Here is a 22051-nt window from a genome sequence, read left to right on the forward strand (position 1 = left end):
CGATTAATGTAGAGACGTTATATGTAATGTCTCTATCTGTACGGGCGGGTTTTGGACAAAGACTTGTGGTTACAGCCGTAAATCTGCTTGCGCGCACCCGCCCCTACGACTCACTTATTTTTTAGTAGCACTATTACCCGTTTGTTTTTGTGCCTGTTGCAAATGCTCTTGTACTGTGGGTAAGACTTTAGCAGCAAAAGCTTTTAGATCTGGATCTTGACCTTGTTTCGCCTGCTGGCTGAATAAAGCTTCTTGCTGAGCGTGGGCTTTAACTCCTGCCTCGTTCATATATGCCTTATCAAAAGCGCTGCCAGAAAGCTTCGATAGCTTTGCCCGTACAGCTTCATTTTTTTGACCGATGGTTTTTGGTGGAGTTACACCTTTTTGTTGTGCCAAAGCCATTAGCTCTTGATTAACTTTAGTATGCTCGTCAATCATGTGCTGAGCATAATCTTTTACCTCTTGGCTAGAGGCGCGTTGCAAGGCAAGTTTTCCGAGTTGGACTTCCGCCATTCCCCCTTGGGCTGCTTCAGTAATAAACTGCCGATCTTGAGTACTGAGTTGCTGATTTTGCCCGGTTGTGCTGGGTTGAGTCTGAGTTGAATCGCGATTAGGTTGGTTTATGCTGGGATTCGACTCAGTTGCACCAGGTGTAGAGCGAGTTGCATCAGGAACAGGCTGCGTCGTAGTTCCAGGAGAAGATTGAGTTGGGGATTGACTTGATTGTGCTAAGGTTTTGTATTCTAAAGAGACAAACAACCCGACTGCCACAAGAGCAGCAGTGATAATTTTGCGTTGCATTGCTATTAAACTTCCTTGTTTTGTAATGCTTATGTATTCCTCACACCCTCACTCATGCCGTCAAGTGACTGACAGATCGCGGGTGTTTGTTAAGCGATTGTTAAAGGTGTGGCGATCGCATTTGACTAGTACATCTGCTTCGTCCACACCTATTCTCTATTTGCAATCTCCAGCCGATCTCCAACCTCTACCTGAAGAGTCATTCGTCATTGGTCATTCGTCATTGGTCATTTGTTATATTGACTACAAAAAATCAGCACTCGGTGACTAGTGGCTAGGGACTGGTGACTAGACCGAAACAAGAAACTAGCTACTAGCCACCAGCCACTATCTACTCCCTCACAATCAACAACCAATTTAAGATGTCAGCTACTAAGTCTTGGTTCCAACCCATCGATCGCGTGGCGATCGCCCTGATCTTCGTTCTCAGTCTGCTCATTGGACTGTTGGTGTGGCGCGGGGATATAGTTGCACCCAAAGTGAGAGATTTTAGTTGGCAAGCTAGACAGATTGGTGCTAGCGATCGCTCTTTTAGCCTCACGTTTAGCCGTCCGATGAATACCAATAGCGTCGAGGCAAACTTACAAATCGATCCGCCACTACCAGGTAAAGTTAGTTGGGCAGGACGACGGTTAGCGTATACTTTGCTAGAACCAGCACCCTATGGCGCGACGTATCGCGTGCAGTTACGCTTTGCCAGAGATAAGTTTACGCCTGAAACAGATTTGAGGCGGCTGCTACAACCTTTTGAGGCAACTTTTAGTACCCGCGATCGCGCTTTTGTCTATCTCGGTGTAGAAGGAGAGGAACAAGGCAGGCTCGTCCTTTACAATTTCACCCAGCAAAAGAAAACGATCCTCACGCCGAAAAATCTGGCAGTCGTTGATTATAAGCTTTATCCTCATGGTGACAAAATTCTCTTTTCTGCTAGCGATCGCCAAAATCGCCAAAATCACAATCCCCAAGGGTTACTTTCTGCCCAGATTTATACTGTCACAACTGGAATTTCTACCCCTCAACCAGATCGGACTCACTGGTTTTCTTTCTTGAATCGTCAACAAGTCCCGTCTCCAGGCAAAATTGACCTAATTTTAGATAACAAAGACTATCAAAATCTCAAATTTGACTTGTCTCCCGATGGCAACACTATATTGGTGCAGCGTGTCAGCCAGCGTCAATCCGATCGATTTGGTTTTTGGATCGTCCGTCCCAATTCTCCGCCGCAGGAAATGGAAACGGAACCAGGGGGAGACTTTTTAATTACTCCTGACAGTCAAACAGTAGCAGTTGCCCAAGGACAAGGAGTCGCAATTTTACCTTTACAAGCTGATGCAAAAAAACCCTTAGAATTTCTGCCTCAATTTGGTATGGTACTGGACTTTGCCCCCGATGGTACGCAAGGGGCAATGGTGCGATTTAATTCCGATTACACGCGATCGCTATTTTTAGTCACAAACCAAGGCGTACAAAGAGAATTATTACGCACGACTGGTTCTATTCTCAGCGCTCAGTTCGATCCGCGTGCCGGAATTCTCTACTGCTTGCTGACACAGTTGATGCAGGGAAATACTTATGAGGAACAGCCGTATTTAAGCGCGATCGATCTCAAAACCGGAAAACAAACGCCTCTAGTCGTGCTACCCAATCAGAGAGATATTCAGATGAGTTTAGCTCCCGATGGCTTGGGTTTGCTATTCGATCAAGTCGTGACAGCAGCCAATGCTAACCCATCTCCAACTTTACCCCGTACCGAGCAAGGACAGGCGATCGCCACCAGTCATTTATGGCTACTCCCACTTCCTGAAACTATAAATGCCGATCTCACCAACCAATTGCGTCCCGAACAGTTGCCCTTACCTGGCTTTCGTCCCAGATGGATACCTTAACTAGGGGTGAGGAGTAAGGGAGTTAGAGAAAAGGACAAGGGAGACAAGGGAGACAAGGGGGACAAGGGGGATTGTTGGGAATAATAGATTGTGAAGTGGGATAAAAATGTTTGTTTGTGAAGAAAAAGTCTTTTAAGAGCCATGAAGATTTAGCAATATTTGAGTTAGCATTCGATACAGCAATGACAATATACGAACTCACTAAAAAGTTTCCTATTGAAGAGAGATATTCGTTAACTGACCAAATCCGTCGTTCATCACGCTCTGTATGTGCCAATTTAGCAGAGGCTTGGAGAAAACGTAGATATAAGGCTGCTTTTATTGCCAAGTTAAACGATTGTGAGGCGGAAGCTTCTGAAACTCAAGTTTGGATAAAATTTGCCGTCAAATGCGGCTACATAGAAATAAACCAAGCGAGAGAAATTTACAGTACTTACAACAAGGTATTATGCGGTTTAGTAAACATGATTAATAATTCAGCCCAATGGACTATCGGTGAATAAATCCCCCTTGTCTCCCTTGTCCCCCTTGTCTCCCTTGTCTCCCTTGTCTCCCTTCGCCCCCTAATCCCCACTCCCTTCGGTCGTGGGGTCCCCGAGTTCCCCCTTGTCTCCCTTGTCCCCCTTGTCCCCCTTGTCTCTCTTCAGATCAAAGCCTTCAGTAATGCCTGTAATTTCAACCTGACTTCGGCAATTTCTCGATCGGGATTAGAGCCAGCAACAATTCCAGCACCAGCATACAACCTAGCGCGATCGCCATCAATTAAAGCCGAACGAATTCCCACAATAAATTCGCTATCTCCTTGATGATTTACCCAGCCTAAAGGTGCAGCATACAAACCTCTTTCAAACTTTTCGTAGGTGCGAATTTTTTTGCAAGCGAGTTGTCTGCTAACTCCTCCTACTGCTGGAGTTGGATGTAAAGCGGCAACAATTTCTAATGGATGAACATCAATCGGAACTTTAGCTTGAATTGGTGTCCATAAATGTTGAATATTTGCTAGTCGCCGTAACCGAGGCGATAATAATTGTGGAGCAATACCGAGTTCTTGCAAACTTTGCGTAATAAAGTCAATCACAACTCGATGTTCGTGCCTTTCTTTTTCACTCTGCAATAATTGATTGGCTAATACTGTATCTTCCGCCGTTGTTTTTCCTCGCGAAATTGAACCAGCTAAAGCATCGGTAAATAGTTGGCGATCGCGAATGCTAATTAATCGTTCGGGACTTGCGCCGATAAAGTTTTGTCCTTTCCCATTATGAGTAGAAAACACGTAACAATCGGGATGCATTTGTCGCAAGCGGTTGAGACACTTAAATAAGTTAAAGTTTGTATTTGCCTGCACGTCAATTGCATGAGCCAGGACAACTTTACTCAGTTGTTGTTCGTAAATTAATTCCGAACAGTCAATAACTGCTTGTTTAAAGCGATCGATACTACTGACATCAACTTGACTGAATTCTCGTTGAAAATGATTTCCTTCGTTTTCTGGCTGTTCTATTGAGGTAATCTCATGAATCTTACGCCATAATTGTTGAATGAATACATCTATATTTGTATCTGCTTCAATTGGCAAGTTAGCAACTAATACGCAGCGATCGCCTTGTCTAGCAATTTGCCAGCGGGGTAGAAATACTGTAGCAACTGGAAAGGGATAATCTGCTGTAGCCTCCGAGAAAAAACTGAAGCTACAAAAGAAATGTGGTTTAGCAAAAGTATGGTTAGAAGAATCAAAAATATCTGTTTCTTTTAAACAAGAGCGAATAAACTTTTGAGTCAGATGAAAACGATTTGCACCTGCCAATTGTAACTGTGCTACAGCATCAATAGCAGCGATTGCCTCTCCTTTGCTTTTATTCTCGAAATAGAAATTTAATTGATGGGGTCGAGCTAGTTTTTCTAGTAAAGCCAGCGGATCGATCGAATCGATCTCCAGAGAAATGCTGACGATTTGAGAACAATTTCGATCGCAGTTTTTTTGCGAAGCTACAAGAAACTGGTATAGCTTCTGGCAGTTTAAGTGGTAGTTGGCAGGGCGCGGTAAAAGGAGCATGAATGTTAAAGTAAACTATTTTTGCATCCAAGTTTAGTAAATTTTTTTTAACTGTAAATTTTTTTTAACTTCTGTTCCTAAAGATTATTAAATCGTGATGGGATGGCTACAGGCGATCGGTTTGCATACGAGGAGCGAGGAGCAAGGAGTGTTAGCAAAGCGGGACGAAGTCCAGAGCGAGAGAAAACCGCTAGAACGCAGACAGCATGGGAATGACAGCTACTCTCATGCCGCAAATGCACCGATCCCTATAGTACAAGAAATGGGGACGGTTATCAGTTGTCAGTTATCAGTTATCAGTGACTAGTGGCTAGTGGCTAGTGGCTAGTGATAAGAATTGAGTCTGGTTCCACTAGCCACTCACTATCAACCAACTGCCAACTCCCATTACCCATTACCAACTACCAATTACCAATCACCCTTTAAAATGACAACAAAGCTGATTACATATTCTAATTCTCAACCTAAATCGAAATTGTGGATGGCAGCAATTAAACCACCAATGTACAGCGTTGCCATTATTCCAATTTGGGTAGGAACTGCGGTAGCAGTTGCGCAAACAAAAAATTTGAATGCAGGCGTATTTTCGACTTTTCTCACTGCTGCTATCTGTATTGTGGCTTGGAGTAATATCAGCAATGATGTTTTCGATTCTGAAACGGGAATCGATAAAAATAAAGCTCACTCTTTGGTGAATTTAACTGGAAACAAACGTCTCATTTTCTGGATTGGGAATCTGTTTTTGATTTTGGGTTTATTGGGTATTTTGGCGATCGCCTGGTGGCAACGAGACTTAACTATAATCGGCATTATCCTCGCGTGCTGCGCGATCGGCTACGCTTATCAGGCACCACCTTTTCGCTTAGGATATCACGGGTTAGGGGAAATTCTGTGCTTTGTGGCTTATGGTCCGCTTGCAGTTTCAGCAGCTTACTATAGTCAAACTCAATCTTGGTCAACCACAAACTTAGCTGCTTCAATTATTGTCGGAACTGTCACTAGCTTAATTTTGTTCTGTTCTCATTTTCACCAAATCAAGGACGATCTCGCTGCCGGAAAGCGATCGCCTATTGTCCGTTTGGGTACGGCTTTATCTGCTAATTTATTACCCTGGATTTGTGGCAGTATTTACACCTTAACCAGTTTATTAACAGTTTTAAATATATTTCCAACGTGGACTTTACTAAGTTGGTTAAGCTTACCCTTTGCAATTAAGTTGTGTCGGCACGTTCTACAATATCATGACCAACCAGAAAAAGTAAGCAATTGTAAGTTTATTGCCGTAGGGTTGCATTTTGTCTGCGGATTACTGTTAGGATTGGGATTTATGTTATAGGTGTCAGTTATTAGTGGCTGGTGGCTAGTGGCTGGTGGCTAGAGAAGATTCCCATGACTCAATTCGATTTTCGTCCTTATCGACGACGATTTAAACCACCTCTACAAACAAATCATGGCGTTTGGGACGTGCGAGATGGGATTATAATTCGATTGACTAGCAATTCAAATGTGGGATATGGTGAGATTGCGCCTATTAGTTGGTTTGGCTCGGAAACAGTAGAACAAGCGTTAGATTTTTGTCGCCAGTTACCAAAAGAAATTTCTGAGGAAATTATTTTTTCGATTCCCGATCGCCTTCCCGCTTGTCAGTTTGGATTTGAATCAGCATGGGAAGATATTAATTGTTGTAAGAACGTACAAATCGCTCCTACAACATCCCTTCCCTACAGTGCTTTACTTCCTGCTGGTAAAGCTGCCTTATCAACCTGGCAAAGTTTAGCAAAAGACGGTTATAGCACCTTTAAATGGAAAATTGGAGTTTATCCGATTGCTGAGGAATTGGCTATTTTTCACCACTTAACTGAAGTATTGCCAGAGAGAGTAAAACTGCGATTAGATGCCAATGGGGGACTGAGTTATGATGAGGCAAATTTGTGGCTTTATACCTGCGATCGCGTTATGGCAACGGGAGTAGGTGTAGAAATTGAATATATCGAACAGCCGCTTGCTAGAGAGAATTTGACTGAAATGCAAGAATTGAGTTGCTACTATGCTACCGCGATCGCGCTGGATGAATCTGTAGCTAATCTGACTCAATTAGAAACTTGCTATCAGCAGGGATGGCGAGGAATTTTTACGATTAAACCCAGTATTGCTGGTTCGCCAAGTCGTTTGCGAAAGTTCTGTCAAGAACACAAAATTGATGCGGTATTCTCTTCCGTATTTGAAACTATTGTCGGTAAACAAGCAGCTTTAAAACTAGCAGCAGAACTATCTCTAAATCGTCGCGCAGTTGGGTTTGGCGTACATCACTGGTTAGAGGAAAATGAACAAACTTGGCTAGAACAATTATGGCAAGCTTGTTAGAAGCTATAAAAAAATCTGGCGATCGCCATTGGTTAATTGGTGGCGATAGTGGCGAACTTGTCGAACTAGCAGAGCAATTTTATTTAGAAATTATCGAGCAATCTTCTCAGCAGAATTCGCCTAGAATTATTTTAGCTGAAAGCAACCCAATTCGATTTTTAGCTGGATTTATCGCTGCCTGTAGTGTAGATTGTTCCATATTTCTTTGCAATCCCTTTTGGGAAGAAGGAGAATGGCAGCAGGTTTTTGATATTGTACAACCAGATATTGTCTGGGGAGAAGTCCAAAATCAAAAAATAACAGCGATAATTCCGAATTCCGAATTCCGAATTCCGAATTCATCTATCATGATTCCCACGGGTGGATCGTCGGGTAAAATTCGTTTTGCCATTCATACGTGGGATACCTTAAATGCCTCCGTTCGAGGCTTTCAAACATACTTTCAAAGTCAGCAGATTAATTCTTTTTGTGTTTTACCCCTATATCATGTTAGTGGCTTAATGCAATTTATGCGATCGCTAACTTCTGGCGGTAAATTAGCAATTTTTCCTTTTAAAACTATAGAATCTGGAGTTATACCCGATCTCGATCCTGAAGATTTTTTTATTTCTTTGGTTCCAACTCAACTTCAGCGTTTATTACAGATTCCCAATTTAGTCGATTGGTTGGCACAATTTCAAACAGTATTATTAGGTGGCGCGCCTGCTTGGCAAGAACTTTTAGATCGAGCCAGAGATTCTAAAGTTAGACTAGCACCTACTTATGGAATGACAGAAACGGCATCACAAATTGCTACCCTCAAGCCAGAAGATTTTCTTCAAGGATATAACAGTTGCGGTCGAGTTTTACCTCACGCGCAAATTAAAATTATTAATTCTAAACATGAAATATTAAATTCCAATGAAATCGGCACGATTTGCATTCAAGCTAAGTCTTTAGCTTTAGGCTACTATCCAGATTTGTTAGAACAAGTAGAGATTCAGGTAGACGATCTAGGTTATATAGACGATCGCGGCTATTTAAATATTGTCGGTCGCAACAGTCATAAGATTATTACAGGAGGCGAAAACGTATATCCTTGTGAAGTTGAAGCTGCGATTAGAGTAACTCAATTAGTCGATGATATTGTTGTAATTGGACTTTGCGATCGCGTTTGGGGAGAAGTCGTCACGGCAATTTACGTTCCTAAATCTCAGTCGGTTTCTGCAAGAGAAATTAAAGCCGCGATCGCCAATAGTTTATCTAAGTTTAAAATACCTAAATATTGGATTAGCGCTCAAAAGCTACCTCGTAACGCGCAAGGCAAACTCAACCGAGAACAATTACAAGCGATCGCGATTTTGACTCAAGAAAATCGCGATCGAGATTTATCTAATCTACCCACTGTTGAAACCACTGGACGATCTCGCTAGGTAATTGTTGTCTGGTTCTGCTTTCAGGATCGATACAAACGTGTTCTGTCAAGACTTTGGCAACTTCGCGATCGCCTGCGTCAACCATTTTATACGTTACCTCAAAATAATCATCGCCCATATATTTTGGCGTGAGTTCGACTAAGATTTTATCGCCACAAAACATCGGACGGAAAAAATCTGCACTAGCATGAACGATGGGAATAGCAACCGAAGTTTTACTGAAAAACGCTTGGATGTTAATTCCTGATGCTGCTAAAGACTCTTCGTAAGCTTCATGGCATATAGATAGAACGCTGGCAAAGTAGACAACCCCAGCTGCATCAGTATCCTGAAAGCGAATAGTACGAGTATATGTAAATGTCATTTATCGAGGAGTATGTTCACATCTATTTATCTCCGATAGTGCCAGAATTAGCTACCAATTTTTCTTTTTTTCTTAATTTTTAACGCCAATCCAGAGTGAACAGGCATTAAATATTCTCCAATCTGCATAAAAAGAGGGCTTTATTTCCCCCTTAAAAAGGGGGTTAGGGGGATCGAGAGTACTAGATCACAATCTTCTCTCTACCACCAACATTCGCCGATAAGATAACCATCCTCCCAGTACCATCAATCCCGTGAAGCCAACTAAAAACCAGAAATTCTCGCTAATTTCAGCCATCTCACTTCCGTTAGCAGAAACTTTTAAAAAAGCTGTATTCATGTGATAAATCGGGTTGAACTTGGCAATTTGTTGTAAATGTTTCGGAAACAAAAAAGTAGGGATAAAAGCACCGCCTAACATCAACAACGGCACGCCAAAAGCCGCGATTAAAGCATTTACATCTTCCGTACGACGGGCTAATTGCGTGCCTAAAATAAAACCTAAACCTACGTATGCAGCTATACTCAGTAAAATAATTAAGCAGCCCAAAATCAAGGAACCATTGAAACTAGCATTAAAAAATAATGAAGAAATCGTATAAATTAGTACAGCTTGTCCTATGCCAATACAACTGTGAGCGAGAAAAATTCCTAAAAAGTAGGAAGTGCCACTTAGAGGAGAAATGAATAGACGCTTGAGAGTTTGTTGTTCTCGTTCGGAAACGATAGTAGCAACCGTACCACCCAAACAACTGAAAAACAACGCTGCTCCTACTAACGTTAAGGGTGCAGCAATATTAAAAGCTTGGTCTATTGACAGCTTGGCTCGTTCTGCCAAAATAAATCCGTTAAGTAACAATACAGAAACGGGAAAAATACTCCAAAAAATTAAGCTGCGACGGCGACGCAGTAGTTCAATTAAGATTCGTTGTGCGACAGCCAGCGTTTCTCGCCAATATTTCATCGTGATGGGAGTGAGGAGTTAACTTGAATCCATTATCAAACGACGTGCTTTCACAGCCAATTTCTCGACGCACTTTATTTAAGCTATGTGGGATTGGTGCTGTCGGGGGAGTTGTGGGATACACTCGGTTTTCAAAACCACAGCCTACGGTACACCAACCAGATAGATTAGATCTACCGCGATCGCTAACTCAATCGAAAAGCGTAGTTGTTGTCGGTGGAGGATTAGCTGGATTAGCTTGCGCCTACGAACTGAGTCAGCGCGGATTTGCCGTGACGCTATTAGAGCGATCGCCACAACTGGGTGGTAAGATTGCCAGCTGGCAGGTCGAAGCAGCAGGGGAAACTTTTATGATGGAACACGGCTTCCACGGTTTCTTTCCTCAATACTACAACCTCAAAAGTATCGTGGCAGAACTGGAAATTCAGGACAATTTTCGGTCTTTAAATTCCTACGCCGTCCTTTATCGGGGTGAGAAGTACCAGCCAGAAGTCTTCCGTCCCAGTCACTCAGCTTTTCCGTGGAATATCGTTGATTTAGCGATCGCCTCTCCTAATCGGCTCAAATGGGGTATTAACCTGACAAAATGGGAACACTGGCAGGTGTTTCGGGCAATTACCGGATTTCAAACCCAAAAAACCTTTCAACGCCTAGATCATCTTTCCGTAGCCGAGTGGGTAGAACGGAGTTTTCCGCACGGATTATACGATTTATACTTTTTACCCTTCGCCAAATCAAGCTTGAATGCCCCAGATTTGATGAGTGTGGGAGAATTAATGCAATTTTTCCACTTTTACTTTTTTGGCAATCCCGAAGGACTGGCTTTTAACGGTACGCGCTACGACATGGGTACGAGTTTAGTCCAACCAATTGCGAGTGCGATCGCGCGAAATGGTGGCAAGATTGTCACGGGTGCTAACGTCACCGCAATTCAAACTCAAAATGGCAAGATTTCATCCCTCAGCTATTCTCAAGGAGAAGGGGAGGATGCGCCGTTTTGGGTAACGGGAGTTGGAGACAAGGGGGACAAGGGGGACAAGGGAGAAATTTCATATTACGGTGCAGCCGATCGCATGTATGCTGTTTCTCCTGAAAATAAAGCAGCAATCTCTCTTACCTGTACCCATCAAGGCTGTACGGTACAACTCGCAGAAGACGGCAAATTTCACTGTCCCTGTCATGGTGCAGTATACGATCGCCAAGGGAAAGTATTGAAAGGACCAGCACAAAGAGATTTACCCCGCTTTCAAGTTGTCAAACAGCAAGAAGATCGATTGCAACTAGTCGGGAGTCGGGAGTCATTGAACAACCAACTACCAACTACCAACTACCAATTACCAATTACCAACTACCAATTACCAATTCAAGCCGATTACTACATCTTCGCCACCGACGTACCAGGAGTACAACAATTATTTACCTTAGTCGCGGGAGAAGTTAGCCAGCAAGTGCGATCGCAAGTCGAAAAGTTGTCTATAGCCGATCCTTTCGCTGTCTGTCGCTTCTGGTTCGATCGCGATTTTGATTGGCAACACAGCAATTTTACCTCTTTATCTGGCTATCAACTCACCGACAGCATTACGCTTTATCACCGCATTCAGGAACCATATATTGATTGGGCAAATAAAACGGGTGGTAGCGTCGTGGAGTTACACGCCTATTGTTACAAAGAAAAAGAGTTTCCCAATCAGCAAGCTTTATTGACAACATTCGAGCAAGAATTATATGAAATTGTACCGCAGTTACAGCAAGCAAAAATGTTGCATCGGGAATTAGTCAATCAAAAGAATTTCTCTGGTTATCCACCAAATAGCTATAGCGATCGACCGGAGACAAGTACAGAGATTCCTAATTTAATCTTTGCAGGTGATTGGGTCAAAATGCCATTTCCTTGCGGATTAATGGAAAGGGCTGTAAGTAGTGGATTGCTAGCAGCAAATGAGATTTTACACCGCGAAGGATTGCAAAGGCGATCGCTTTTCTCCGTTAATCCAGAGGGAATGTTGAAGATTTAATTACAGCAGGGTGTGTTCTTTAACGCACCCTACCAATTCCAAAATTATTAGTTCAAAAATATATAAAGCTATGCAAACCCCCTCGCTAACCTCACAACAGCGTGATATTCGGCAAACTGGAATTAATCCGAATCATTGGTATGCAGTCGCCCGTAGTCGTGAAGTTACAACTAACCCTATAGCCGTCACTCTTTGGCATCAAGCGATCGCAATTTATCGTGGCAACGATGGGAAAGTATATGCATTAGAAGATCGATGTCCGCACCGTCAAGTTAAACTCAGTCACGGACGAGTTGTTGATAACAATTTAGAATGCGCTTATCACGGCTGGCGCATTGCTGGAAATGGTGAATGCGTTGACGTTCCTTATTTAGCAACAAATCAAAAACTACCGAATTGCAAGATTCGCCATTATCCAATTCGAGAACAAGATGGTTTTGTTTGGTTATTTCCTGGCGATCGCAATCTAGCTACGCAACTTCAACCTCTAGGCTTACCAGAGTGGGATCATCTCAACTATATTGCCACTGTTTCAATTATTGAATGTGCCGCTCATTATTCTTACTTAATTGAGAATTTGATGGATATGTATCACGGACATTTACATCAAAGCTGGCAAGCTTGGGCAGATCCAATATTGCAAGATATCTATGAAGATGAAGGACGAGTTGACGCGCATTATCAAGCACAAAGCTATTATAAAATTGATAAAATTTGGTCGATCTCGCAATTATTTTTTCCTGCCTTACGTCGCCTTCATCCCGAACCATTAGACGTGAGCTATATTTACCCCAATTGGACATCAACATTAGGCAATGATTTTAAAATTTATTGTTTATTTTGTCCAATTAACGAATTAAAAACCCGCGCTTATTTAATTCATTTTACTTCTCTCAATGCCTTCTGGCGCTTGCATAAATTACCCGTAGCTTTTAGGAAGTTCGTTAAAAACAGTTTATTCGGCTCGGCGCAAAAATTATTAGATGGATTAGTACTACAAGATGTACAGATGATTGAAGAAGAACAGCAAGCCTATCTCGCCCATCCAGAACAAAAAAATCACGAACTAAACCGTGCTTTAGCGAGCGTTCAAAAATTAATTAAAATTCAAGCAAATCCCTCATAGCCCCCTTTTTAAGGGGGGTTGGGGGATCTTCCGAGACACGGCTGAGTGAAAAGATTTAAGCTGGCGACAGCCCCTTTTCCGCTAACCAGGTGCGATTAAATAACCGCGATTGATAGCGCGTACCGCTATCGCACAGAATTGTCACAATTGTATGACCTGGACCTAATTGCTTGGCTAGCGCGATCGCCGCACCAACATTAATTCCTGTAGAACCGCCGAGAAATAATCCCTCTTCTTGCAGCAGACGGTAGACAATTTTTACTGCTACATCGTCAGTTACGCGAATTGCATCGTCAATCGGTGCGCCTTCCATATTCGCAGTTACGCGACTGTTGCCGATACCTTCTGTAATGGAGTTGCCTTCACTTGTGGTTTCACCTGTTTTGATATAACTGTAAAGCGCACTACCCATCGGATCGGCTAAGACTGTCTTGATGGCAGGATTTTTTTCCTTCAGATACATTGCTACCCCTGCTAGCGTACCTCCCGTACCTGTAGACGTTACCCACACATCAACTTTGCCGTCTGTTTGTTCCCAGATTTCTTTACCTGTAGTTTCGTAATGCGCCCTTCTATTGGCTAAATTATCAAACTGGTTTGCCCAAATTGCATTTTCCATCTCCTCGGCAATTCTACCGGAGAGTCTGACATAATTATTCGGGTCTTTGTATGGTACGGCAGGAACAGGACGCACCTCAGCCCCCAACAGCCTCAACGCATCCATTTTTTCTTGCGACTGGGTATCGGGAATCACAATTAAGCTTTTGTAGCCCTTAGCATTACAAATATGGGCAAGTCCGATGCCAGTATTTCCCGCTGTCCCTTCCACGACCGTACCCCCAGGCTTGAGAATGCCTTTTTCTTCCGCATCCTTAATAATATAAAGTGCGGCGCGGTCTTTTACCGAACCCCCAGGATTGAGAAATTCTGCCTTACCAAGAATTTCGCATCCAGTCTCTTCACTGAAGCGGTTGAGCCGGATCAGGGGTGTATTGCCTACAGTACCGACAAACCCGTTTTTGATATCCATTCCTAAACTACCGTTAATTATCTTCTATCAAAATTCTGACTTATTGCGGTAGGTAGTAGAGCGTGTTGTCGCGATCTGCAAGCGGCAAACGCAAGTGCGATCGCAGATAAAAACATAAAGGAGTTAGCCGTAGGGTGTCGAGCAGAGTAAAATCATTGTAGCTAACCTATTTGGATCGCCAAGCCACATTGATTGATGGCAAAAGAACGCGGTGAACGGATCGCTCATGTATGACGAAGACGACCTTAGCATATTAGATGAAGCCGTACAGCTAGATAGTCCCCTAGATCATCTAGGTGCTTTAACTGCTGATTCTGAGACTGCAAAACCTAACCCAGATGAAATGCTTGCCCTGCTAGAAAATCCTCAAACTCAGCAGAGGATGCTAGCAGCGCGAGCTTTCTGTGAAATTGAAGATGAGCGGGCAACGCCCCATTTAATTCGCTTACTCACAGATGCTTGTCCTTTAGTCAGAGTCAGCGCTGCCTATGCGATCGGACGCAACCCCAGCCCAGAAGCGGTAGAGGCACTGATTCAACAATTAAATCGAGACTGGAACGGTTACGTGCGTAAGGGAGTTGTCTGGGCATTAGGCAACTGCCGCGATCGCCGTTCCCTCAAACCTTTAGCAGAAGCTTTGAGAACCGACATTTCCGCCGTGCGGCTGTGGGCTGCTAGCGCTTTAGCACAAATGGCAGAAATCGGTTATGAAGCAGTAGTCGGAGCCATGCCACCCCTGATTGAAGCTTTGGTGCAAGACCCCGTAGCAGCAGTCAGGAGCAATTGCGCTTGGTCGGTAGGTCAATTATGTCGCGAACTCCCTTCTAACGTCGTCTATGCTACGGCAGTCGATGCCTTAATCCAAGCTTTTGCTGAAGATGAAGATTTAGGCGTAAAAGAAGATGCTAGAGCCGCCATTCTCGGTGTCGGCGATCCGCGAGGACTGCAATTGATCGAGACATTGGAACAGGAAGGATGGTTTTAATGAATTCGGAATTCGGAATTCGGAATTCGGAATTCGGAATTAATACGTGAATTTTGAATTGCTCCCTGCTCACTTAGAAGCATAACAATCGCGACCGGAGGCGATCAGACTTTTGGCAGCATCGCGATTGAGTGGTTTGGAGAATAAGTAGCCCTGAGCAAAGTGTTCTTGCCCAGATGTAGGTTGGAGGGAACAGAGTTGAGCGAGTTGAGATGCGGTTTCTACTCCTTCGGCGACGACATCAATTTTCAAGCTATCGGCTAGGGAAACGATCGCCCGAATAATTTCTAATCGCTCTGAGCTAGTATCTATATCTTGAATGAAGGAGCGATCGATTTTCAAAAAATTGATCGGAAAGCGACTTAAATACGATAAAGAAGAATAACCAGTGCCAAAGTCATCGATGGAAACTTGAATGCCCAACTCTTGTAACTGGATCAATTTGGCTTTAGCAGATGCTAAATCTTCGACAATCGTGCTTTCGGTAATTTCGAGCTTTAAACAATGCGGATCAAAACTAGTTTCTGCTAAGATTTGGCGAATTTTATCCACTAAATCGACTTGGGCAAATTGCTTACCAGAAACATTGACGCTGACTGATAGCGGTGGATCGGAAGGAAATTCTTCGTGCCAAGCACGCATCTGAGTGCAGGCTTCTTGTAACACCCATATGCCTAATGGCAAAATCAGTCCTGTTTCTTCCGCAACACCGATAAATTCTATGGGCGGAATCAAGCCTTTGTCGGGATGCTGCCAGCGGACTAAGGCTTCAAATCCGGTAATTTGGTTGTTATGTAGTGCGACGATTGGCTGGTAGTGGAGTTGAAATTCTTGGTTGATAATTGCCTTGCGCAAGTCTGTTTCTAGGTGCAACATGGCGACAGCACGATCGCGCATAGTGATGTCAAATACCTCATAACACCCACGTCCCCGTTCTTTTGCCCGATACATGGCTATATCTGCATCTCGTAGCAAGTCTTCAGCACAGTCGTAGTCAGCCGTCTCGATTAACACGCCGATACTTGCATTAGCGTAGATTTCTTGTCCGTTGAGGTGGAACGGTAGCTTAAATTCTTGCTGTATCCGTTCGACGAGGTGAATAATGTCACCTTTGTCGTCCACATCTTCAATCAGCATGGCAAACTCATCTCCGCCTAATCGTGCCAATGTATCGCTGCTGCGGATACATGCTTTGAGTCTTTGGGCAATACCCATCAATAGCCGATCGCCTACCAAATGTCCCAGGCTATCGTTAATCGTTTTAAACCGATCGAGATCGACGAATAGCACTGCAAAGGAGAAAATGTTGTGACGTTTCGCCAATTGCAAGACGTGTTCTAAGCGCTCTTGAAATAAAATTCTGTTGGGTAAGCCCGTGAGTCGATCGTGTAAGGCATCATGACTTAACTGAGCTTCGGCACGATGGCGATCGGTAATATCAGTTTGAGAACCAGCGATGCGGTAAGCTTGTCCTTCCTCGTTCCTGACTGCCAAACCGCGACTTAGTACCCAGCGATACGTTCCATCTTTATGTAAAATCCGGTGTTCCCGTTCAAAATGGCTAGTCGTACCATCTAAATGCCGAGATAACTCAAGTTGAAATTGCGCTTTGTCATCGGGATGAATCCGATCGCGCCACTCATCTAAGGTACTAGCAATTTCATCATCTGCGTAGCCTAGCATGGCTTTCCAGCGCTGAGAAAAGTAAATTTCATGATTTTCGAGGTTCCAGTCCCACAGTCCTTCATTTGCCCCTTGCATGACTAAATCGTATCGTTCTGAGGCTTTGAGAAATAGGCTTTCTGCTTGTTGGCGCACCGCATCAATTGCTGCAACTTGCGGTAACGTCGTCCAACAGGCGATCGCCACGCTGACAAAAGCTAACGATATTAATAAAAGTAGAAAAATTACACTGCTATTGGCAATATATTTAATACCTAAGAATGGTCGAAAACACCAACCAACTGCCGTAGCACCACAGACTAATAAAACTAAAATACTGAACTGAAGTAAGGCAAAATCTCGTAACGGGCGATCGCTTTTTATCCGATAGCGCTCGATCCACCATTGAGAACGAAAAAACGTCCAAGGAATGTAATTTATTACCTTATTCGCAGCCAAGATGACTAGGAAAAATAGCAGACCAACGATCGCATTTTGCCAATTCCAAGTTCGATCTCCAAAAATTGTTACGGCTGCTTCCACTAGACAAAAGACTGGCAGCCACCACACCCAGCGAACTGCCGATTGCTCGGAATTCGCTCGCCATCCGAGATGAAATCTCATAATCGACATCAGATATCCTGTAGGCATAATGGTGGTAGCAACTCTCAATGGTTCGTCAACTCTGCTGTGGTGATGGTCAATCGTTAGTCATTTGCGATCGATCTGAGAGTGGAGCGTTACGTGAAATCTACTTACTATTCACTCTCTTTAATCATTTGTGAAATAATGATAATGCTTAATGTTTTTTCAATCCTTGCACGAGCAATGTTAGAACTCAATATAGTTCCTATTTTTTCTATCTCTTAAAAAAATAGTGCGCCAGTGCTGGCTAGAATTACTTAAATAGTTATCTCGAAAAAGAGCAGCGTTCAATAGATTTCTCTGGTGCAAGACTTTACTTCAGTTATATGTGGACTAGAGAGCGACCGACTAAAGATTCATATATTTATAAAACGGGGATGAATAAAATCTTTTAAAATAGCAATAAAACTCGGAGCGAATTTATAATAACTTTATCCCTAATACTGGTTGTACAGAAAATTGAATATATATGGCATGAGTGAAACTACAGTTTTTTAGTCGTGCCGCAATCTACTCCAATCAAGAAAATTGCAGTAATTCTGCCGACTTATATTGTTCCCATGAAGAAATAGCTGGCTATAGACGAGAATATACGGATATATTTTGTAATTTTCTCATGGAGAAATTCTAGATCTACCGCAATCTTACTTAGGTGTAGGAGTGGGCAATTGCGTAATTATTAAAAATATTAAGAATATTAGAATAAATCTTAAAATGATTGCGTTTTTGTCAGCATATTGAAGAATTGTCAGGTACATATCTATGCATCCTGACAATCACATTATGAGAACATATCGTGTATCGTGGCGATCGCCTACCTACTTTGTTACCGATACTTTGGTGGCGATCGCTTCTGGAACATCTTCCGTACTATGAGAACCTGTTGGTTCTTTGAGGAAAAAAGCACACAAACTAGTCACGATTAAACCAACCACTCCTAACATCTGGAAGAAAATGCGATCGCCTGTTGGATCGTTAGGCAAGAGACTATAAATCGAGAGAAAAGCAACTGCACCAACGTTACCATAAGCTCCCACATTGCCAGCAATTTGTCCGGTGACGCGACGCTTTATTAAAGGTACGATTGCATAAGTCGCACCTTCTGCTGCCATAACAAAGAACGAAGCGAGTGCTGTCATAACTGCTACTACTGGTAACGGGACATTTCCGCCTAAACTGCTAAAGATCAGATAGCCAATTCCCATCCCAGCCAGCGTGACAACGAGCGTCCACTTACGACTGTTCACTTTATCAGAAATCAATCCCCCACCAGGGCGGGCAAATAGATTCATAAATGCATATATTCCGGCAACCGCCCCTGCTATGGTTGCATTTAAGCCAAAGCCGCGTTGAAAAAATGTCGGCAACATGGAAACGACAGCTAATTCCGAACCAAAACAAGCAACGTAAGCTAACTCTAAACTGGCAACTTGTGAAAATTGATAGCGATCTTCTGGGGGATAGCGTTTTTCACCCTGCATCAACTGCTTATTTGCTTGCCAAATATTGTAAGACTGAAATAAATACAGGCACAGAAGTAGAAACCAAATGACATACATTGTTGTGGCGTTGAAAAATTTAACTTGATTTAAACGCCAAGCAAGTACGCCCAAAATGCCGACTAAAGGCACGTTCATTAGTAATAAAAACCAGAAGTCTTTCTTGGTAGTGACTTCCATTCCCGCACTACTAGCGGGACGTTCGTAAACTTTACCTGGTGGTGTATCTTGGACGTTAAAAAAATAGATGATGCCAAAGATTGCTGCAATAATTCCCGTGGAAGCGATCGCCAAACGCCAATTAATTTGTCCTCCGGCAAGGAAGGCTGTTGCTGCCGCAATGGAAGGTAAAGTGAAGGCAGCACCCGCAGAACCAAAGTTCCCCCAGCCACCATAAATTCCTTCTGCCAAGCCAATTTCTTTGGGAGGAAACCACTCAGCTACCATGCGAATCCCAATGACAAATCCACAACCGACAATACTCAAAGCTAAGCGGCTGTAAACCAATTGGCTGAAATTTTGGGCAAAGGCAAATGCTAAACACGGAATTGCTGCATATACTAACAAACAAGAATAGGTGATTCGAGGTCCAAATCGATCTAATATCATCCCTACAATAATTCGTGCTGGTACTGTTAAAGCGACGTTACAAAGGGCGATCGTTCTCAATTGGGCTTCGCTTAAACCGAGTTCTGCTTTGACTGTTGGCGCGAAAGGGGCAAAGTTAAACCAGACGACAAACGTGAGAAAAAATGCCAGCCATGTTAAATGTAGAATGCGATAGCGTCCGCTGAATGACCATATACCAGCCATCTCAAATTCTCCCGTAACAACAGTTATCAGTTATCAGTTATCAGTCATCAGTCATCAGTTATCAGAAACCAATAACTAATCGATCGCTACTTATTAAGGCGGGATTGTGTTTTGAATTTAGTTGTTTGTGTCTGACATCATTACTATTTTCAGATTTTTCAAATTGTTGACTTGTTCTAAGTTATAAAAGCTTTAACACGTTATTAGTATAAATTACTACGGTTTGCTAATATTTATTGACGCAAGTATTCGATTTTTGCAATTGCTACTACATTGGTACATCACTGATTTTTTATTGTTATTATTTCTTGATATAGAAACTTGGGTTTCGCTGATGACTTTTGATTTTTAAACGTTCATTTATTGTAAGCAATCCAGAATTTTTATCCAACTTTGATGCTTGAAGTCTTTTTGTGACAAGGTTTTTGGCAGTTTGACAAGCTTATTTCTTATTCAATTGGGCATATTTTAATTTAGATATAGCTACCAAGAAGCTTTGAATAATTATTTTTTAGATATGAATCTATTCCTGATTGCGTAGTTATCAATATCTCTTTTGATAGGTGAATTTAAATAGAAAGCTACTCTGATCTACGGTCATCACAATATACTCGAACACTTAAAGGCAGCGATCGCAACTATCCGGTGTCAGCAGACAGAAGGTAGAAGAAAGGGCTGAGGTTCTCAGAGGAAAATCCGCCGATCTTGTAAATTTTTCTAAAATAAATCAAATTCTGTATTTTTAGATACAGAAAATAACTGTAATATTTAAGTGAAAACAAACTTTTTTATGAATTTGGTGTTTAACAATGCAGACAAAAAGCAGATTAAGTCGGGAAGAAAGACTGAATCGCATAGCTATAGCTCAAGAGTGGATGGTAGAACTGCCTCATCCTCATCCCGTTAGGCTAGTGCTGCTAGTGGTTTTATGTTCTTTTGCGGTAGGGCTGCTACCAATTGTCTATACTCTATCTACAGGAAAAGCGATCGTTACCAATCCGGCGAACGCATCTGGAGAAGCAGGAGTGTGGGGTGTTTTGGGAGAGAAACAATAGTTCCTAAATTAGGAAGTACATAGTCTTGACAAACGAAAATCAAAAATAAAAAGTACCCGCTCTCAGGTACTTTTTATAGATGTCAACTAGGCTATTGATGCAAATTGTTTACCTAGTTCGGTATGTCAAAAACTACTATGCAGTTCTGATTAAGTATAGTTTCCGTTAGTACGAGGTTTACGCGCACCAGCCGCAGCACCAATCAGGGATGCAATTAAACCTAGCAAGGAACCAAACACAAACCACCACAAGCCTCTTGCAGTTGCATCAGCAGCTTCTTTTGCTTGTTCGGCAGTTAGATTCCCACCTTGTGGTAAGTTGACTCCTTGTTGCACCTGGTTGCTAATTACTCCAGCAGCATTTGCAGCCGCATTGGTAGCAAGACCGAAAGCACCAGTAACTCCACTTGCCAACAACCAAGAGCTAAGCGCGAGAGTTGTTGCCCAGAGAATTGCACCATTAAGTAGTGCTGTAGAGCGATTCATCGGTCCACAAGCGCGGGCTGTAAACCAACCGCCTGTGAGCAGAGAAATTAACAAACCGATAGCCGACCAGATACCAACATTTCCTGCAACGTTAGGGGCGTTGGTTCTAGGCGCGCCCGAACCAGCTACCGTGTCTGCTCCAATTGCACCAAATAATGCGCTTAAGATCAATTGAGTTGCTAATGTGACAACTAATCCTGATAGAATTGGACCCCAGCGAACGCGATCGTGATAATCTGTGACCCTAGCTGTAACCGCTGGTTCGGTCATGACTTCATTTACTGGTCGATTGACATATGACATAGCTATTAACTCCTTTGTTTTTTTGTACTTTTGTAAGATTTTTTTTAGCTAATTCACCCTGAGCTTAATTTAGATTAAATTAGCAAATTACCTATCTATCAGTAGAAATAGTTGAGGTATCTATCTTTAGAAGTAAAAACAAGTTATAAACTTTGAGAAAAGAGAACTTTTGATAATTGTTGAAACTGTCACTAGCTTTACTAGATTTTCTGAGCTAACAAGCAAGAAGAATTAATACTGTTTTTCTAGATACGTGCTTGCCTAATTTCTCTATAGCTGCTGTCGTCAAAGAAAGGATTGAAGGGAACGCCAGCGCTACGAAAACACATCTTAGCGTATAGCTCCAATAGTTTGCCGGCTGATAGAGAAATTAGCAGTAGTGACTCAATGTACTGGAGAGTTATGCTAGCCGAGCTATGTATATAGAAATACTTTTTGACTTAGTGTGGGTCATTTCTTTTGTAACGAAGCTTAAAGTATTTGTCAATTTTGCAAAAAAGGTGTGCTAATTAGATAGAGCAAAATTCATAGCTGGCAACAGTAAAGATTTCAGTAAGCCAAAAGCTGTAGGGGTAAGGTTACCCAAA

20 protein-coding genes are annotated in these 22051 nt (G+C 42.6%); 11 read left to right on the plus strand and 9 right to left on the minus strand.

Annotated features, from left to right (window positions below):
* Nucleotides 1-114: 114 nt before the first annotated feature.
* A complete protein-coding gene (locus tag M5J74_RS21320) occupies nt 115-801 on the minus strand; it encodes a DUF4142 domain-containing protein (protein ID WP_015156027.1) in 687 nt (228 codons plus the stop codon).
* A gap of 31 nt (nt 802-832) precedes the next feature.
* On the opposite strand from M5J74_RS21320, the gene M5J74_RS21325 reads away from it, so the two are divergent.
* From M5J74_RS21325 to M5J74_RS33600, 3 genes are all read left to right on the plus strand, one after another.
* Nucleotides 833-1072 (plus strand): hypothetical protein, encoded by a 240-nt coding sequence (locus M5J74_RS21325; protein ID WP_181824207.1) that lies wholly within the window; start codon nt 833-835, stop codon nt 1070-1072.
* A 91-nt stretch (nt 1073-1163) separates the two neighbouring features.
* Entirely contained in the window at nt 1164-2687 is a 1524-nt protein-coding gene (locus M5J74_RS21330) for an Ig-like domain-containing protein (RefSeq protein ID WP_250013092.1), read from the plus strand.
* A gap of 116 nt (nt 2688-2803) precedes the next feature.
* Nucleotides 2804-3190 carry a four helix bundle protein gene (locus M5J74_RS33600; RefSeq protein WP_015156029.1) on the plus strand — a complete coding sequence of 129 codons (387 nt, stop codon included), beginning with the start codon at nt 2804-2806 and terminating at the stop codon, nt 3188-3190.
* Here the strand turns inward: M5J74_RS33600 and M5J74_RS21335 are convergent.
* Entirely contained in the window at nt 3121-3261 is a 141-nt protein-coding gene (locus M5J74_RS21335) for a hypothetical protein (protein WP_181824208.1), read from the minus strand. The genes M5J74_RS33600 and M5J74_RS21335 overlap by 70 nt on opposite strands.
* Before the next feature lie 69 nt (nt 3262-3330).
* Nucleotides 3331-4740 carry an isochorismate synthase MenF gene (locus tag M5J74_RS21340; RefSeq protein ID WP_250013093.1) on the minus strand — a complete coding sequence of 470 codons (1410 nt, stop codon included), beginning with the start codon at nt 4738-4740 and terminating at the stop codon, nt 3331-3333.
* A 97-nt stretch (nt 4741-4837) separates the two neighbouring features.
* On the opposite strand from M5J74_RS21340, the gene M5J74_RS21345 reads away from it, so the two are divergent.
* The 4 genes from M5J74_RS21345 (at nt 4838) to M5J74_RS21360 (ending at nt 8516) form a co-directional block, all read left to right on the plus strand.
* On the plus strand, nt 4838-5047 hold the full coding sequence (locus tag M5J74_RS21345; RefSeq protein WP_015156031.1) for a hypothetical protein: 210 nt from the start codon (nt 4838-4840) through the stop codon (nt 5045-5047).
* Between the two features lie 120 nt (nt 5048-5167).
* A complete protein-coding gene (gene menA, locus M5J74_RS21350) occupies nt 5168-6076 on the plus strand; it encodes a 2-carboxy-1,4-naphthoquinone phytyltransferase (protein WP_250013094.1) in 909 nt (302 codons plus the stop codon).
* Between the two features lie 53 nt (nt 6077-6129).
* Complete coding sequence (locus tag M5J74_RS21355) at nt 6130-7104, plus strand: o-succinylbenzoate synthase (RefSeq protein ID WP_106216881.1); 975 nt, start codon at nt 6130-6132, stop codon at nt 7102-7104.
* A complete protein-coding gene (locus M5J74_RS21360; protein WP_371934069.1) occupies nt 7089-8516 on the plus strand; it encodes a 2-succinylbenzoate--CoA ligase in 1428 nt (475 codons plus the stop codon). The genes M5J74_RS21355 and M5J74_RS21360 overlap by 16 nt, the downstream gene beginning before the upstream one ends.
* Here M5J74_RS21360 and M5J74_RS21365 read toward each other — a convergent pair.
* Nucleotides 8476-8883 (minus strand): thioesterase family protein, encoded by a 408-nt coding sequence (locus M5J74_RS21365; protein WP_106170784.1) that lies wholly within the window; start codon nt 8881-8883, stop codon nt 8476-8478. The genes M5J74_RS21360 and M5J74_RS21365 overlap by 41 nt on opposite strands.
* Before the next feature lie 186 nt (nt 8884-9069).
* The gene (locus M5J74_RS21370) at nt 9070-9846 is read right to left on the minus strand and encodes an ABC transporter permease (RefSeq protein WP_250013097.1); all 777 of its coding nucleotides are present in this window, start codon (nt 9844-9846) and stop codon (nt 9070-9072) included.
* 23 nt (nt 9847-9869) lie between these two features.
* Here M5J74_RS21370 and M5J74_RS21375 point away from each other — a divergent pair, with 23 nt between their 5' ends.
* Nucleotides 9870-11861 (plus strand): FAD-dependent oxidoreductase, encoded by a 1992-nt coding sequence (locus tag M5J74_RS21375; RefSeq protein ID WP_250013098.1) that lies wholly within the window; start codon nt 9870-9872, stop codon nt 11859-11861.
* 70 nt (nt 11862-11931) lie between these two features.
* Complete coding sequence (locus tag M5J74_RS21380) at nt 11932-12987, plus strand: aromatic ring-hydroxylating dioxygenase subunit alpha (protein WP_106167457.1); 1056 nt, start codon at nt 11932-11934, stop codon at nt 12985-12987.
* Nucleotides 12988-13042: 55 nt separating this feature from the next.
* On the opposite strand, the gene M5J74_RS21385 is transcribed toward M5J74_RS21380, so the two are convergent.
* Complete coding sequence (locus tag M5J74_RS21385; protein WP_015156039.1) at nt 13043-14017, minus strand: cysteine synthase A; 975 nt, start codon at nt 14015-14017, stop codon at nt 13043-13045.
* A 226-nt stretch (nt 14018-14243) separates the two neighbouring features.
* Here M5J74_RS21385 and M5J74_RS21390 point away from each other — a divergent pair, with 226 nt between their 5' ends.
* Nucleotides 14244-15002, plus strand: coding sequence for a HEAT repeat domain-containing protein (locus M5J74_RS21390; protein WP_015156040.1), 759 nt, complete (start codon nt 14244-14246; stop codon nt 15000-15002).
* Nucleotides 15003-15071: 69 nt separating this feature from the next.
* Here the strand turns inward: M5J74_RS21390 and M5J74_RS21395 are convergent, their stop codons facing one another.
* Together M5J74_RS21395 and M5J74_RS21400 are read right to left on the minus strand one after the other, a co-directional pair.
* The gene (locus tag M5J74_RS21395; protein ID WP_250013099.1) at nt 15072-17297 is read right to left on the minus strand and encodes a bifunctional diguanylate cyclase/phosphodiesterase; all 2226 of its coding nucleotides are present in this window, start codon (nt 17295-17297) and stop codon (nt 15072-15074) included.
* A gap of 830 nt (nt 17298-18127) precedes the next feature.
* Nucleotides 18128-19621 (minus strand): NarK family nitrate/nitrite MFS transporter, encoded by a 1494-nt coding sequence (locus M5J74_RS21400; RefSeq protein ID WP_015156042.1) that lies wholly within the window; start codon nt 19619-19621, stop codon nt 18128-18130.
* Nucleotides 19622-20430: 809 nt separating this feature from the next.
* Here M5J74_RS21400 and M5J74_RS21405 point away from each other — a divergent pair.
* Nucleotides 20431-20676, plus strand: a complete 246-nt coding sequence (locus tag M5J74_RS21405) for a hypothetical protein (RefSeq protein ID WP_015156043.1) — start codon at nt 20431-20433, stop codon at nt 20674-20676.
* 149 nt (nt 20677-20825) lie between these two features.
* Here the strand turns inward: M5J74_RS21405 and M5J74_RS21410 are convergent, their stop codons facing one another.
* Nucleotides 20826-21464 (minus strand): hypothetical protein, encoded by a 639-nt coding sequence (locus M5J74_RS21410; protein ID WP_015156044.1) that lies wholly within the window; start codon nt 21462-21464, stop codon nt 20826-20828.
* Nucleotides 21465-22051 lie beyond the last annotated feature (587 nt).

This window comes from Chroococcidiopsis sp. CCNUC1 (assembly GCF_023546805.1).
In the GTDB taxonomy this organism is placed as follows: Bacteria; Cyanobacteriota; Cyanobacteriia; order Cyanobacteriales; family Chroococcidiopsidaceae; genus Chroococcidiopsis; species Chroococcidiopsis thermalis.

Excerpts from the sequence above, each read along its gene's own strand:
- M5J74_RS21320 (WP_015156027.1), bottom strand. The coding sequence starts at position 801 with ATGCAACGCAAAATTATCACTGCTGCTCTTGTGGCAGTCGGGTTGTTT.
- M5J74_RS21325 (WP_181824207.1), top strand. The coding sequence starts at position 833 with ATGTATTCCTCACACCCTCACTCATGCCGTCAAGTGACTGACAGATCG.
- M5J74_RS21330 (WP_250013092.1), top strand. The coding sequence starts at position 1,164 with ATGTCAGCTACTAAGTCTTGGTTCCAACCCATCGATCGCGTGGCGATC.
- M5J74_RS21340 (WP_250013093.1), bottom strand. The coding sequence starts at position 4,740 with ATGCTCCTTTTACCGCGCCCTGCCAACTACCACTTAAACTGCCAGAAG.
- M5J74_RS21345 (WP_015156031.1), top strand. The coding sequence starts at position 4,838 with ATGGGATGGCTACAGGCGATCGGTTTGCATACGAGGAGCGAGGAGCAA.
- menA (WP_250013094.1), top strand. The coding sequence starts at position 5,168 with ATGACAACAAAGCTGATTACATATTCTAATTCTCAACCTAAATCGAAA.
- M5J74_RS21355 (WP_106216881.1), top strand. The coding sequence starts at position 6,130 with ATGACTCAATTCGATTTTCGTCCTTATCGACGACGATTTAAACCACCT.
- M5J74_RS21360 (WP_371934069.1), top strand. The coding sequence starts at position 7,089 with ATGGCAAGCTTGTTAGAAGCTATAAAAAAATCTGGCGATCGCCATTGG.
- M5J74_RS21365 (WP_106170784.1), bottom strand. The coding sequence starts at position 8,883 with ATGACATTTACATATACTCGTACTATTCGCTTTCAGGATACTGATGCA.
- M5J74_RS21370 (WP_250013097.1), bottom strand. The coding sequence starts at position 9,846 with ATGAAATATTGGCGAGAAACGCTGGCTGTCGCACAACGAATCTTAATT.
- M5J74_RS21380 (WP_106167457.1), top strand. The coding sequence starts at position 11,932 with ATGCAAACCCCCTCGCTAACCTCACAACAGCGTGATATTCGGCAAACT.
- M5J74_RS21385 (WP_015156039.1), bottom strand. The coding sequence starts at position 14,017 with ATGGATATCAAAAACGGGTTTGTCGGTACTGTAGGCAATACACCCCTG.
- M5J74_RS21390 (WP_015156040.1), top strand. The coding sequence starts at position 14,244 with ATGTATGACGAAGACGACCTTAGCATATTAGATGAAGCCGTACAGCTA.
- M5J74_RS21395 (WP_250013099.1), bottom strand. The coding sequence starts at position 17,297 with ATGTCGATTATGAGATTTCATCTCGGATGGCGAGCGAATTCCGAGCAA.
- M5J74_RS21400 (WP_015156042.1), bottom strand. The coding sequence starts at position 19,621 with ATGGCTGGTATATGGTCATTCAGCGGACGCTATCGCATTCTACATTTA.
- M5J74_RS21405 (WP_015156043.1), top strand. The coding sequence starts at position 20,431 with ATGCAGACAAAAAGCAGATTAAGTCGGGAAGAAAGACTGAATCGCATA.
- M5J74_RS21410 (WP_015156044.1), bottom strand. The coding sequence starts at position 21,464 with ATGTCATATGTCAATCGACCAGTAAATGAAGTCATGACCGAACCAGCG.